This window comes from Pseudomonas sp. GW822-FHT07A10 (assembly GCF_058798795.1).
The window spans coordinates 1-12922 of the sequence record NZ_JBXAKV010000004.1; the positions used below are offsets into that span (position 1 = coordinate 1).

A 12922-nucleotide genomic window follows, 5' to 3' on the forward strand; every position below is an offset into this window, starting at 1 on the left:
CATATAACACCCAAGCAATTTGCGCTTAAAAGCCAGATTGCGGTGTGTGAAGACGCAATGAACCGAAAGTTCGCACCATTCACAAAAGCCGCACAAACTATCGCATACCCAATTTGCTGAAGCGTCGAAAGACGGTTCGGTACCCGAATTTCTTGACGACCATAGAGCATTGGAACCACCTGATCCCATCCCGAACTCAGAAGTGAAACGATGCATCGCCGATGGTAGTGTGGGGTTTCCCCATGTGAGAGTAGGTCATCGTCAAGATTAAATTCCGAAACCCCTATCTGCGTATGCAGGTAGGGGTTTTGTTTTGCCCGCAGGAAAGTTTCTTTAGCCTGGATCATGGCTATATCTTTTTTATCGAGTATCGCAATATATAAAAATATACAGCGAGAATTCGTACAAAAGGAATGATCGATGACAACGGCTCTGAGCGGTAAAGAAGCAGTAGGCGAGCGTTACACGCTGGAAACGATGCGCCATGCGCAGCAGATGACCTGGAAGGCCATCGAACAGATTGCCCGGGTTGTTTCTCCCGGCATGCGCGAGTCCAAAGCCCAGTCACTGGGTAAACAGGTTCTGTCGGAACTTGGCATGGATCGCATCTGGCACCCGCTGCTGATCCGCTTTGGCGCCAATACGCTCAAGACGTTCAAACAGCGCTCCGATGGCGATCCTGTGCTGGGTGACGAAGATATTTTTTCGTCGACATGGGCGCGGTCTGGCAAGGGCACGAAGGTGATGCAGGGGCGACTTTCACCACCGGTTCCGACCCGGAAATGATCGCCTGTGCTGCGGCCTCTCGGGAGCTTTTCAATCGGGTCGAAGGCTTTTGGCGTAGCGAGCGGGTTTCCGGCATGGAGCTTTACCGCTATGCGGCTGACCAGGCGCAAGCCATGGGATGGAAGCTCAACCTCGACATCAAAGGCCATAGAGTCAGCGATTTCCCTCATGCGATTCACCGTGGTGGCGACCTCGGGGATTTAGACAAGTGCCCGACAAACGGCCTGTGGATTCTGGAAATCCAGATCGCCCACCCTGAACGCCCTTTCGGAGCGTTCTACGAAGACTTGCTTATCTGATCGAGGAAACCTCATGCCAAACCAAACAGGGCAACCGGTTCTGCTGTTCTCCTACGGTACTTTGCAGGACCGGGCCGTTCAGCTGTCCACCTTCGGGCGCGAGTTGAAAGGGCGCCTGGACAGCCTGCCAGGTTACAAGCAGAACCTGGTCGAGATAATCGATCCGGCGGTGTTGGCCGCTAGTGGGAAAACCCATCATCCGATCGTGCAGGAGAGTGGCGACGTGTCGGACGAGATCGCCGGCACTGTTTTCGAAATCACGGCCCAAGAGCTGGTCGCGGCCGACGAATACGAGGTGGCGGACTACAAACGCATCAGTGTGACCCTCAAGTCCGGCATCAGCGCTTGGGTCTATGTGCGAGCCTGATTGCTGGTAAGGGCGGCAGTAACTATGCGAGGGCAGACAGATTTGTCTCAGTTTCGCTGTAGGCTTCGCAGGGGATGACGACCGGAAGACTACCATCCTCCGTATCATCCCCCTGAAATCAAGACAGTGACTGACTATCAGCTCGCGTGACCTCCACCTCACCATTGGCCACGAGCCAGCGCAACAGTTCGGCTACTGACACCGTATGGCTACGCTCGATCCAGCGCACCACCGCCTGGCCGTAGTGTTCGGTGTAGCGACTGAGCACCAGTTGGCGGCAGTCCGCTGACAGGCGCAGGGTGATTTCCCGACAATGCAGATTGGCCGGATCTTGCTGGATTACCCGTTTCTGCAGAGTCAGGCTATTGCTTTCAGAACCCATCGGCCGCTGCTCCTGTGCACTGTGGGGTGGTGTGCTCTGACGAGCCTTGTTTGCCATCGGCTACGTAAGCGGCACGACGCTCGGCAACCACGTTACGCAGAGCGCCGTAGTAGTCCGGCAGTTTTTGCAGGCTGTCGGTCAACGGTAAGGCTTCTGCCCGACCATCGACGATGCCGCCGACAGTGCTGATAGTGGACAGCGTGTCCACGGTATCGCTGTTACTGCCGAACGGATCGACCACAAAGTCGAGCACGCGGCCGGCGGCGTCGCGACTGTTGGAGGTTCCGAGCAATGGCAGCTCGACGATCGGACCGTTGCCGATGCCCCACACGCCGAAGGTCTGGCCGAAGTCCGCATTGTGACGCGGGATACCGGCCATGCCGGAAACGTCGATCAAGCCCACCACCCCGACTGTGGTGTTGAGCACGAAACGCCCCATGGTATTGACCGAGCGCATCGGGTTGCCTTGCAGCAGGTCATTGATAAAGACCTTGGGCTCGCCGAAGTTCGCTACAAAGTTATGCACACCGGTCTGGAAAAAGTCCGGCATGTAACGATAGCCGCGAGCGACCGGCGCCAGAGCGTAGTCATCGAGCACCCGGTTAAACGCGAAGACCCCGCGATTGAGTGGTTCCGCCGGATCGTACACCGAATAGGCGACGTCGGCGCAGCTCACGTTGGTGGTAGACAGCGGTTGGCTGCTGCACCCCGTCAACCCTGCGGTCAGCACAGCAATCGAAGTATTACGGGCCAGCCAGGGAGCACACTTGAAAGGCAACATGGATGAGTCTCGGGAGGAATTCGCCGAGATACTGAGCCCCATGCCTTGCGCGAAGATGTCTGGTTTATTGCGGCGATGACGTTTTGTTGCAAGATTGAAATATATGACGCGCTGCCGTGAATGGTTTTAGATGGCGGTTCCATTCGCCCCCTTAAGTGACCTTCGGTGAACAGCCTTTTAATTGTGGACGACGACCTTGAAGTCCTCGATCTACTGAAAAAATTCTTCGTGCAGCACAGCTACAGTGTCGAGGTCGCCACAGACGGTGCGTCGCTGTGGGCGGCCATAGAGCGCCAGGCACCGGACCTGATCATTCTGGACGTGATGTTGCCCGGCGACAGCGGGCTGATCCTGTGTCAGCAACTGCGGATTCGATATGCAATGCCGGTGATCATGCTCACGGCCATGGGCGAGCTCAGTGACCGGGTGGTCGGGCTGGAGCTGGGCGCCGATGATTACCTGACCAAACCCTTCGACGCCCGTGAACTGCTGGCCAGAGTGCGCGCCGTGCTGCGGCGTGTGGACGAGCGTCGTCCGGTGCCGCAGGACAGGCCACGGCCGCTGATTGATTTCGCTGACTGGCACCTGGACGTCACTCGCCGTGAGTTGCGCTCGCCGGACAACGTGATGATCCCGCTATCGGCCGGTGAGTTTGACTTGCTGCTGGTCTTCGTCGAGCACCCGCAGCGCATTCTCACCCGCGAGCAGTTGCTGGACCTGGCGCGCGGGCATTGCCATGAGGCGTTCGATCGCAGCATCGACGTTCAAGTCAGCCGCTTGCGACGCAAACTCGAGTCCGATACCAAGCGCCCGGCAATGATTCGCACAGTGCGCAATGGTGGTTACCTGTTCACACCCAGCGTGACGCGGCGATGAGCTGGCTGAAGCGGATTCGCGCCCGAGACTGGCCGCAAGATACGGTGGCGCGCTGGATTGCGTTGACGATCATTCTGGCCATGCTCATTTCACTGGCGCTCAACGGGTTGTTTATCCAACTGGCCGGCGTGTGGGCGCGTCCGCCGCTGACCGAAATCGGCCTGCTGGAAAAAGCCGCCGCCATCACCCGCGTCATCGAGGCCGCTCCGGCGCCTCTGCGTCCCTCATTGGCGCAAGCCGCCAACGAGAGCGGCTTCACAATCACTTGGCACCCTGATCGGCACGATCTCAATCTGCCGACAGTGGAAGATCCGAAGTCCGACATCGGTTCGAGCATCCTGCAGCCGATGCTCAGAGCCCCTGACCGGCGCATCGAAGCCTATGAACCGGCCGACTGGAAGGAGCACACGGCGGACGCACATTACGCGCTGCTGATCGAGTTGTCCGACGCATCGTGGCTGATGTTCTCCGCGCCCTCGCGCAGTTGGGGGCTCGACGAAACGCCACGCTATCTGATCGTGATCCTGCTGGTGCTGATCTCCACCGCCCTGGTCGCGCTGATCGCCACCCGACGCCTCGCCACACCTTTGCAGCGCTTTGCCGAAGGCGCCCGCCGCTTCGGCGTGGACTTCCGCGCACCGCCGATCGAACCACTCGGTCCCCACGAAATCCGTCAGGCTATTCTCGCGTTCAATGCCATGCAGGCCCAGTTGCAGCACTTCATTCGCGACCGCACGCAAATGCTTGCCGCCATCTCTCACGACCTGCGCGCCCCTCTGACGCGGATGCGCCTGCGTGGCGAGTTCATCGAAGATACCGAGCAACAGCAGCGGCTGTTTCGTGACGTGGATGAAATGCAGGCGATGATCCACTCGGCACTGGAGTTCTTCCGCGACGACGCCAGGCTTGAACCGGCCACCCAGTTTGATCTGGCGGAACTGCTGCAAACCCTGCTCGATGATTACCGTGATCAGCGTATTGAGATTGCCTTCAGCGGGCCGCTGCGGCTGGTGTATTTCGGTCGACCGTTGGGGCTCAAACGGGTGATCACTAACTTGCTTGATAACGCCATCAAGTACGGTAGTGAGCCGGAGATTGAACTGATTCCCGGTACTGGAGAGGTGCGGATCAAAATACTGGACCGTGGACCGGGTATTCCAGATGCCTGCCTTGAACAAGTGTTCGCACCGTTCTTTCGCATGGAAGGCTCGCGCAACAAAAGCACCGGGGGTGTTGGTTTGGGGTTATCGGCGGCGCGAGCGATTGTGCTGGAACACGGAGGTGAGCTGACCCTGAGTAATCGGTCGATGGGCGGTTTGGAGGCGTTGGTGGTGTTGCCGGTGCATTAGTCCCGAAAGACTCGCAACACATGCTCACATGTGGCGAGGGAGCTTGCTCCCTCGCCACAGTTTTCAGCCAACAGGCCAAGGGGCAATCTTCCCCAAGGATCGTGTAAACCTAAGCCTCCCAGCCCGCCCCACTGACCGCTGCCTGCGCCAGCGGGTGCAAGTCTGCTCCCTGATGCGCCGTCTGCCAGGCCAGCAACTCCTTGCGCATGCCGGGCGTCCAGTACATCTGCAGATGATTGCGCACGCCGAGCACGGCCTGTTGCTGATCCGGTTCGCTGGCAAAGTATTGGGCGATCTGGTTGACCATCTTGATCAGGTTTTCCGTACTCATCGGCGTACCTCGGCTTTTGTCCCGGCGCTACGTTCATGGCGACGTTCGTTGAGCAGGCGTTGTTGTTCGTCGCTGAATGCCTGATAGCGTTTTTGCCACTCGGAAGGGTGATAGACGCGGCTGACCTCCACGGCGGTGACCTTGTACTCCGGACAGTTGGTCGCCCAGTCGGAGTTGTCGGTGGTGATCACGTTGGCACCCGACTCAGGGAAGTGGAAGGTGGTGTACACCACGCCTGGGGCAACCCGCTCGGTGACTCGTGCCCGCAGTACGGTCTGGCCGGCGCGGCTGCCGATGCCGACCCAATCGCCTTCGTTGATCCCACGGCTCTCGGCGTCGGTCGGGTGGATTTCCAGGCGGTCTTCGTCGTGCCAGGCGACGTTTTCAGTGCGGCGGGTCTGGGCGCCGACGTTGTACTGGCTGAGGATGCGCCCGGTGGTCAGTAGTAGCGGATAGCGACTGTTGACCTTCTCCTCGGTCGGCACGTAGCCGGTGAGCATGAAGCGCCCCTTGCCACGCACGAATTCCTCAATGTGCATGGTTGGCGTGCCGTCCGGTGCCGCGGCGTTGCATGGCCATTGCAGGCTGCCGTGACTATCCAGTGCGGCGTAGCTGACGTTGGTGAAGGTCGGCGTCAGGCTGGCGATTTCATCCATGATTTCCGACGGATGCTTGTAGTTCATCGGATAGCCCAGGGCGTTAGCCAGGGCCACGGTGCCTTCCCAGTCGGCCTTGCCGCCCAGAGGCTCCATGACCTTGCGTACCCGGGAGATGCGCCGCTCGGCGTTGGTGAAGGTGCCGTCTTTTTCCAGGAACGAGGCGCCCGGTAGGAACACATGGGCGAACTTGGCGGTTTCGTTGAGGAAAATGTCCTGCACCACGATGCATTCCATGGCCGACAGCGCCGCGGTGACGTGTTGGGTGTTGGGGTCGCTCTGGGCGATGTCTTCGCCCTGGCAGTACAGGCCCTTGAAGCTGCCGGCCAGTGCAGACTCGAACATGTTGGGAATGCGCAGGCCCGGATCGGGTTGCAGGGTGACGTTCCAGGCCTGTTCGAACTGCGTCCGTACCACCTCGTTGGAGACGTGACGGTAACCGGGCAGTTCGTGGGGGAAGGAGCCCATGTCGCAGGAGCCCTGAACGTTGTTCTGCCCACGTAACGGGTTCACGCCCACACCTTCGCGACCGATGTTGCCGGTGGCCATGGCCAGGTTGGCAATGCCCATGACCGCGGTACTGCCCTGGCTGTGCTCGGTGACGCCCAGGCCGTAGTAGATCGCCGCGTTACCGCCGGTGGCATACAAGCGTGCAGCGGCACGGATGTCGGCAGGTTCTACGCCGCAGACAGGGCCAAGGGCTTCCGGCGAGTTTTCCGCACGGCTGACGAACTCTTTCCAGTGGGCGAAATCGTTGCCCTCGCAACGGGCGTCGATAAAGGCCTGGTTGAGCAAGCCTTCGGTGACGATGACGTGGGCCAGGGCGTTGAGCATGGCGACGTTGGTGCCCGGACGCAGGGCCAGGTGCAGTTCGGCGCGGGCATGCACCGTGTCCACCAGGTCAATACGGCGTGGGTCTATGACGATCAGTCGCGCGCCTTCACGCAGACGGCGCTTGAGCTGGGAGGCGAACACCGGGTGAGCGTCGCTGGGGTTGGCACCCATCACCAGGATCACGTCAGCCTGCATCACCGAGTCGAAACTCTGCGTGCCGGCGGACTCGCCCAGGGTTTGTTTCAGGCCGTAGCCGGTCGGTGAGTGGCAGACTCGCGCACAGGTGTCGACGTTGTTGTTGCCGAACGCGGCGCGCACCAGTTTTTGCACCAGGTAGGTTTCTTCGTTGGTGCAGCGGCTGGAGGTAATGCCACCAATGGAATCGCGGCCGTATTTTTGCTGCAACCGGCGGAATTCGCTGGCGGCGTAAGTCACCGCTTCATCCCAGCTGACTTCCTGCCAAGGGTCGTTAATGGACTTGCGGATCATCGGCTTGGTGATGCGATCCGGGTGAGTCGCGTAGCCCCAGGCAAAGCGCCCCTTGACGCAGGAGTGGCCGTGGTTGGCCTGGCCGTTCTTGTCCGGAACCATGCGCACCAACTGGTCGCCTTTCATCTCGGCGCGGAACGAACAGCCCACACCGCAATAGGCGCAGGTGGTGATGACGCTATGTTCGGGCTGACCCAGTTCGACCACACTTTTTTCCATCAGGGTCGCGGTCGGGCAGGCTTGCACGCAGGCACCGCAGGACACGCATTCCGAGTCGAGGAAGTCCTCGCCACCGGCGGCCGCGACCCGGGATTCGAACCCGCGCCCGGTAATGGTCAGGGCAAACGTACCCTGGGTTTCTTCGCAGGCGCGCACGCAGCGGTTGCAGACGATGCATTTGCTCGGGTCGTAGTCGAAGTACGGGTTGGACGTGTCCTTCACGTCGTCCAGATGGTTCTCGCCCTCATAGCCGTAACGCACTTCCCGCAGGCCGACCTGGCCGGCGACGGTTTGCAGCTCGCAGTTGCCGTTGGCCGAGCAGGTCAGGCAATCCAGCGGGTGATCGGAGATGTACAGCTCCATGACATTGCGGCGCAGGGTCGCGAGCTTCGGCGTCTGGGTGTGCACGGTCATGCCTTCGCTGACCGGCGTGGTGCAGGATGCGGGGTAGCCGCGCATGCCGTCGATCTCCACCAGGCACATGCGGCAGGAGCCGAACGCTTCCAGGCTGTCGGTGGCGCACAGTTTGGGAATGGTGGTGCCCAGCATCGCCGCAGCGCGCATCACCGAGGTGCCTTCGGGCACGCTGATGCTTTGGCCGTCGATGTTCAGGGTGACTTGCACCTGGCTTTCGCGGGCCGGGGTACCCAGATCCATATCGGTTTTCGGGTCGAATACAGTGATCATTGCTCGGCCTCCGAGGCTTGCAGACCGAAGTCGGCGGGGAAGTGCTTGAGGGCGCTGACGACCGGATAGGAGGTCATGCCGCCCAACGCGCACAGCGAACCGTATTGCATTGTGTCGCACAGGTCCTTGAGGATGATTGCCTGTTCATCGCGACCGCTCTGGTCAGGTGCGGCCAGCAGGCGGTCGATCACCTCAACGCCCCGGGTCGAGCCGATGCGGCATGGGGTGCATTTGCCACAGGATTCCTCGGCGCAGAACTGCATGGCGAAGCGCGCCATGTGGGCCATGTCCAGGCTGTCGTCAGCCACCACCACACCACCGTGACCGAGCATTGCGCCGATGGCGGCGAAGGCTTCGTAATCCAGCGGCGTGTCGAATTGCGACGGCGGCACCCAGGCGCCGAGAGGGCCGCCAACCTGCGCGGCTTTCAGCGGCCGGCCACTGGCGGTACCACCACCGTAATCTTCCACCAATTCCCGCAGGGTCAGGCCAAAGGCCCGTTCCACCAGACCGCCGTGACGAATATTGCCCGCCAGCTGGAAGGGCATGGTGCCCAGGGAACGGCCCATGCCGTAATCGCGATAGAACTGCGCGCCCTTGGCCATAATCATTGGCACCGAGGCCAGCGTCAGCACGTTGTGCACCAGGGTCGGCAGGCCGAACAGGCCCTGCAAGGCCGGGATCGGCGGCTTGGTGCGGACGATCCCGCGCTTGCCTTCGAGGGAGTCCAGCAGCGCGGTTTCCTCACCGCAGATGTAAGCGCCGGCACCGACACGCACTTCCATGTCGAAGGCCTGTCCGCTACCACCGACATTGGCGCCGAGGTAACCGGCGGCCCGGGCGATGTCCAGCGCCTCGCGCAGGGTGGCCACGGCTTGTGGATATTCCGAGCGCACATAGATGTAGCCGTAGGTGGCGCCGACGGTGATGCCGGCAATGGCCATGCCTTCGATCAGCAGGAAGGGGTCGCCTTCCATCAACATGCGGTCGGCAAAGGTGCCGGAGTCGCCTTCGTCGGCGTTACACACAATGTATTTCTGCGCCGCTTGGGTGGCGCGCACCGTGCGCCATTTGATCCCGGCCGGGAAAGCCGCGCCGCCACGGCCACGCAGGCCCGAATCGAATACTGCAGTCGCGGTCTGCTCGCCGCCCAGAGCGATGGCTTGGGTCAAGCCCTCGAAGCCGCCGTGAGCCCGGTAATCCTCCAGGGACAGCGGCCGGGTAATACCAGCGCGGGCGAACAACAGGCGTTGTTGGGTTTTCAGATAAGACAACTCCTCCACCAGCCCCAAGGCCAGCGGATGAGCGGACGGCTCGCCTTGCAGCGCATCGAGCACGGACGGCACATCGGCAGCGGTCAGCGGGCCGAAGCCGATACGACCTTGCGGGCTGTCCATTTCCAGCAGCGGTTCCAGCCAGTACAGGCCGCGCGAGCTGGTGCGTTGCAAGTCCAACGACAGACCGCGCTCCCGGGCCTGAGTGGTCAGGGCCACGGCCACCTCATCGGCGCCTACGGCACGGGCAAGAGAATCACAGGGCAGATAAAGCGTCGGCATCATGCGTCCTCCTGGCAAGCGTTGAGCAGGGCATCCAGGCGTTCGGCAGTGAGCCGCGCATGCACCTGACCATCCAGCTCCAGGGCAGGCGAGCAGGCACAGGCGCCGAGGCAATACACCGGGCGCAGACTGATATTGCCGTCGGCACTGCTGCCGTGGTCGTCCAGTTGCAGGCGGTCGCGCAATTGCGCCGCGAGCTGCTCGGCGCCGCGGCTCTGGCAGGACTCGGCCCGGCACAGACGCAGGATATGCCGGGCCGGAGGCGCGGTGCGGAAGTCATGGTAGAAGCTGATCACCCCGCGAACCTCGGCCTGACTCAGGTTGAGGGCGTGGGCAATCTCGGGAACGGCGGCATCGGGGATATAACCGATGCCCTCCTGAATTTCATGAAGGATCGGCAACAATGCGCCGGGTAAACCCTTGTGGCGCTCCAGCAGGCTGTTGACCATAGGCAGGTGCAACATCTCATCAGACATACAGCATTCCTCACGGTCACGGACAAACCAGGCGGTTGTCGGTCGTCCGAAAGTGTCGGCTGCGGCGTTCACACCACGTCACGGTATCGTGGCATTTTCAGGCCGTTGGCCAGGGCACCCTGAGTGGGCATCTTGTTGTGCCCGGCGCGGTCTTTGCCGCACCTCTTCAGGCATATCACGCAGCTTGCCACGCCGCCTTTGAATCATCCGCACCAAAGCGACGTGTTTGGTTCTGCCTACGACTATTCTTTAAGTCTAGATGAGCGGGGTGTGGGGCGCTCACGCACTGGCTTAATGCTTTGAGGGCTTGTCGATGGGGGATGTATAGCAAGCATTACGGGTGAGAAACAGCATCAGATCTGTGGGGGATTTCAGGGAGCAGATGCGTCGATTTATTGCGCTGTAAACCAAGAGCCCTATAAACATTCACGCTCCTTTTCTCCATATCAGGCCGGTTCCCCGATGCACCACCACTGTACTGCAACCTCATCGTCAGGTTGAGTTACGTCATGCCCGTGCTCGATGAAATGCGCTGGAGCGTGCAGGGCAAGAACATCACTGATCCGCTCTGGTTTAAGCGTGTTGGTTTCACCGAGAAAACCCAGATAGTAATCTCGGTCATAGAAGAGGGTGACCTCGCTCTGATGAACCCATGGCCACACCAGCAGGCAGGCGACCCGGTAGTAACCCTGTGAGTGGTCGGCAGCTTTGGACAGGTGGCTGGCGGCTTCGAGCAGTTGCTGAATGCAGAAGGCCTGAACTTCGATCCTGGCTTGAGGGCCTTGGACCAGGGCCGCGTGCACCGGGATCTTCCAATGTATGTAGCGCTCCATGTGCTCGGATCGCGGGTGAAACTCGTTGCGAAAACTGGACGCCCAGCGTTCCAGAGCGCGAAGGCGGCGGGGAATGCCTCTGAGTGGCTTGTTGCTAAGGGCGATTTGTCGCATTGATACGTCCTTGTGATGCCGAAAAAGTCTTTCGTTGTTGTCTGCCGGCGCAATGGAAAAGTGGACAGGTCCATTTTTATATCAGCCAAACCCCTATCCAGTATCACCCGGTGTAAAGGGGCACCAAACGTGCTTCCACCCGATCACTCACTGAATGTCTTTCAAGTAATCCTTAAGCGCAATAAGCGGAACATCAAGGTGCTCCAGCGTCTGCGCAGCTCTGAAATCAACCGACAATCTATCTAGTTCTCGACCCAGCGCCGTACCAACTCCACCTATCGCCTCAAGCGCCAGACCTACGCATTCAGCCACTTTGACCTTAATGGTCTCAACATCCCCCCGCCGCACCAGCAACTCAAACACATCCCGCTGGTAGTCACCCATGACCAGATCGTCACGCAAAATCGGACTTGAATCTTCCGTCTCGTAAGCCAGTTTGAGGGAGAAGAGGGCGACGCTTTCCAGCTGCAATTCCATGGGGGAATCCTTGTGAAATGTTCCACCGGTGCGGGACGTGCGTGAGAAGAAGCAAGATCAAAAGATCGCAACCCTCGGCAGACCCCACATGACAGCGGTGCGGGCAATGGCTTTTCTGCAGGCGAAAAAAAAGGCCTTGCTAAGCAAGACCTTTCTTAATTTTGGTGCCCGAGGGAGACTGTCGGGTTCCATATAATACAAGGCTTGCAGCGATATTCGGCGGCTAGGGATACAAGCAGGGATACAAGCTTGCAGTTACTAGAGAGTCATTCCGCCTTGAGCAACCTGACCTGATGCGAGTTGATCCATTCATCCGGTACGTCTGCTTTATCGGCCACCAGTATAAAGGATCCCCTTTCTTTGATGCGGTCTATTCCTGCGCGAAGTGCCGTTGATGCATGGACAGCCAGGATCACATCGTGAGCGGTGAAAGGGGCCAGAGTAGCCGTGGACTCTAGAGTGATCTCCACCCCACTGATCACTATGGATTGATTTCGATGCAGTCGGCTGAGATCAGCGCGATCAAACACCCCTTCAAGAAAGGGACAGCTGTTCTTAACATTCACGTAAACCGTTAGCCGATTTTTGCTTTTTTTTGCTTCCTCGATCGCAAAATGGAGCGTAGAGCGAATGTGAATTTCGTCTGCGTGCTCTGGTAAGAAGGCGATAACGGGTTCCATCGATACGTCCTTGTTAACTGAAGGTAGGCGAATGCATCCTAGCTGCTGACGGTGCAGCCATGTGCAGTGCTGGTCGTGCGGAGAATGCAGTCATTTCCCCATTGCGTGCAAGGGCGACCGGAAATGCCGGGGGCCCCTGAGACATTTGATTAGGCACGGGGTCGGAAACCCGCGACATCGTGGTAGCGGCAGCCGTACCAGCTTACTGAAATTTCAACGTTGAAATCGAAAGGATCTTGAAGCGAAAAGGGCATCGTTACCAGAACAGTAACGGTCCCCTATTGTGTTGATGATAATGAACGGTTGACCCAGTCAACTCGGTCAACCAGTCAACAAACTTTGAAACCCAGCCACTAACGAGATCCGGCGGGTTCTCTGCCCCGTGTCTATCCGGAATGCCCAGGGTCCCCTGCGACATCCCAAGCCATAGTACAAATGCACTGGTGAACAGCAGTTCACCCGGTTCACCTGTTCACTAAGCTGGGCGTTTTTCCGCTAACACGATCACGCGGGTTTCCGACCCCGTGGGGAGCATATTCCCTCAGGGGCCCCCGCCCCCGCTCTCGCTGGAGTATTCATCGCGGTGGGAGCTTTGATTATGGGGGGCGGGGGCAGATACCTAACAAATGTCGTGTTACAGGTGTTACTGGTGTAACAAGTGGTCTCAACCCATTGAATTTAAAAGATAAATTATGAGTAACACTGGTCAGGAGCAATCCCGATATTCGGT

The 12922-nt window shown here is 59.5% G+C and carries 12 protein-coding genes, 1 rRNA gene and 1 pseudogene; 5 read left to right on the plus strand and 9 right to left on the minus strand.

What is annotated here, in order from left to right; translation table 11 throughout:
• The first annotated feature begins 151 nt into the window (after positions 1–151).
• From rrf to AC1RL4_RS08350, 3 genes and pseudogenes are all read left to right on the plus strand, one after another.
• Positions 152–267 (plus strand): 5S ribosomal RNA (gene rrf / locus AC1RL4_RS08340).
• Between the two features lie 153 nt (positions 268–420).
• Positions 421–1085: pseudogene (locus AC1RL4_RS08345) on the plus strand (M24 family metallopeptidase).
• A 13-nt stretch (positions 1086–1098) separates the two neighbouring features.
• A complete protein-coding gene (locus AC1RL4_RS08350) occupies positions 1099–1452 on the plus strand; it encodes a gamma-glutamylcyclotransferase family protein (RefSeq protein ID WP_230175202.1) in 354 nt (117 codons plus the stop codon).
• Between the two features lie 118 nt (positions 1453–1570).
• Here AC1RL4_RS08350 and AC1RL4_RS08355 read toward each other — a convergent pair whose 3' ends face one another.
• Together AC1RL4_RS08355 and AC1RL4_RS08360 are read right to left on the minus strand one after the other, a co-directional pair.
• Positions 1571–1834 carry a hypothetical protein gene (locus AC1RL4_RS08355; RefSeq protein WP_019581645.1) on the minus strand — a complete coding sequence of 88 codons (264 nt, stop codon included), beginning with the start codon at positions 1832–1834 and terminating at the stop codon, positions 1571–1573.
• On the minus strand, positions 1824–2615 hold the full coding sequence (locus tag AC1RL4_RS08360) for an MlaA family lipoprotein (protein WP_019581644.1): 792 nt from the start codon (positions 2613–2615) through the stop codon (positions 1824–1826). Before AC1RL4_RS08360 ends, AC1RL4_RS08355 begins: the two co-directional genes overlap by 11 nt.
• Before the next feature lie 165 nt (positions 2616–2780).
• Here AC1RL4_RS08360 and AC1RL4_RS08365 point away from each other — a divergent pair, with 165 nt between their 5' ends.
• A complete protein-coding gene (locus AC1RL4_RS08365; RefSeq protein ID WP_019581643.1) occupies positions 2781–3491 on the plus strand; it encodes a response regulator in 711 nt (236 codons plus the stop codon).
• Positions 3488–4840, plus strand: a complete 1353-nt coding sequence (locus AC1RL4_RS08370; RefSeq protein ID WP_028939510.1) for an ATP-binding protein — start codon at positions 3488–3490, stop codon at positions 4838–4840. The genes AC1RL4_RS08365 and AC1RL4_RS08370 overlap by 4 nt, the downstream gene beginning before the upstream one ends.
• Before the next feature lie 109 nt (positions 4841–4949).
• On the opposite strand, the gene AC1RL4_RS08375 is transcribed toward AC1RL4_RS08370, so the two are convergent.
• From AC1RL4_RS08375 to AC1RL4_RS08405, 7 genes are all read right to left on the minus strand, one after another.
• Positions 4950–5171, minus strand: a complete 222-nt coding sequence (locus tag AC1RL4_RS08375; protein ID WP_019581641.1) for a formate dehydrogenase subunit delta — start codon at positions 5169–5171, stop codon at positions 4950–4952.
• Positions 5168–8056, minus strand: coding sequence for a formate dehydrogenase subunit alpha (gene fdhF, locus AC1RL4_RS08380; RefSeq protein ID WP_064616228.1), 2889 nt, complete (start codon positions 8054–8056; stop codon positions 5168–5170). The genes AC1RL4_RS08375 and fdhF overlap by 4 nt, the downstream gene beginning before the upstream one ends.
• On the minus strand, positions 8053–9615 hold the full coding sequence (locus AC1RL4_RS08385; RefSeq protein ID WP_230175200.1) for a formate dehydrogenase beta subunit: 1563 nt from the start codon (positions 9613–9615) through the stop codon (positions 8053–8055). The genes fdhF and AC1RL4_RS08385 overlap by 4 nt, the downstream gene beginning before the upstream one ends.
• Positions 9612–10088 (minus strand): formate dehydrogenase subunit gamma, encoded by a 477-nt coding sequence (locus tag AC1RL4_RS08390; protein ID WP_018926718.1) that lies wholly within the window; start codon positions 10086–10088, stop codon positions 9612–9614. Before AC1RL4_RS08390 ends, AC1RL4_RS08385 begins: the two co-directional genes overlap by 4 nt.
• 446 nt (positions 10089–10534) lie before the next feature.
• On the minus strand, positions 10535–11035 hold the full coding sequence (locus AC1RL4_RS08395) for a DUF3916 domain-containing protein (RefSeq protein ID WP_488169157.1): 501 nt from the start codon (positions 11033–11035) through the stop codon (positions 10535–10537).
• Positions 11036–11182: 147 nt separating this feature from the next.
• Positions 11183–11512, minus strand: a complete 330-nt coding sequence (locus tag AC1RL4_RS08400; RefSeq protein WP_019581637.1) for a hypothetical protein — start codon at positions 11510–11512, stop codon at positions 11183–11185.
• A 266-nt stretch (positions 11513–11778) separates the two neighbouring features.
• Positions 11779–12192 (minus strand): hypothetical protein, encoded by a 414-nt coding sequence (locus AC1RL4_RS08405; RefSeq protein ID WP_493119455.1) that lies wholly within the window; start codon positions 12190–12192, stop codon positions 11779–11781.
• Positions 12193–12922: the final 730 nt, after the last annotated feature.

What these genes read in the sequence shown, in the direction of transcription:
- AC1RL4_RS08350 (WP_230175202.1), top strand. Translation starts at nt 1,099, where the DNA reads ATGCCAAACCAAACAGGGCAACCGGTTCTGCTGTTCTCCTACGGTACT.
- AC1RL4_RS08355 (WP_019581645.1), bottom strand. Translation starts at nt 1,834, where the DNA reads ATGGGTTCTGAAAGCAATAGCCTGACTCTGCAGAAACGGGTAATCCAG.
- AC1RL4_RS08360 (WP_019581644.1), bottom strand. Translation starts at nt 2,615, where the DNA reads ATGTTGCCTTTCAAGTGTGCTCCCTGGCTGGCCCGTAATACTTCGATT.
- AC1RL4_RS08370 (WP_028939510.1), top strand. Translation starts at nt 3,488, where the DNA reads ATGAGCTGGCTGAAGCGGATTCGCGCCCGAGACTGGCCGCAAGATACG.
- AC1RL4_RS08375 (WP_019581641.1), bottom strand. Translation starts at nt 5,171, where the DNA reads ATGAGTACGGAAAACCTGATCAAGATGGTCAACCAGATCGCCCAATAC.
- fdhF (WP_064616228.1), bottom strand. Translation starts at nt 8,056, where the DNA reads ATGATCACTGTATTCGACCCGAAAACCGATATGGATCTGGGTACCCCG.
- AC1RL4_RS08385 (WP_230175200.1), bottom strand. Translation starts at nt 9,615, where the DNA reads ATGATGCCGACGCTTTATCTGCCCTGTGATTCTCTTGCCCGTGCCGTA.
- AC1RL4_RS08390 (WP_018926718.1), bottom strand. Translation starts at nt 10,088, where the DNA reads ATGTCTGATGAGATGTTGCACCTGCCTATGGTCAACAGCCTGCTGGAG.
- AC1RL4_RS08395 (WP_488169157.1), bottom strand. Translation starts at nt 11,035, where the DNA reads ATGCGACAAATCGCCCTTAGCAACAAGCCACTCAGAGGCATTCCCCGC.
- AC1RL4_RS08400 (WP_019581637.1), bottom strand. Translation starts at nt 11,512, where the DNA reads ATGGAATTGCAGCTGGAAAGCGTCGCCCTCTTCTCCCTCAAACTGGCT.
- AC1RL4_RS08405 (WP_493119455.1), bottom strand. Translation starts at nt 12,192, where the DNA reads ATGGAACCCGTTATCGCCTTCTTACCAGAGCACGCAGACGAAATTCAC.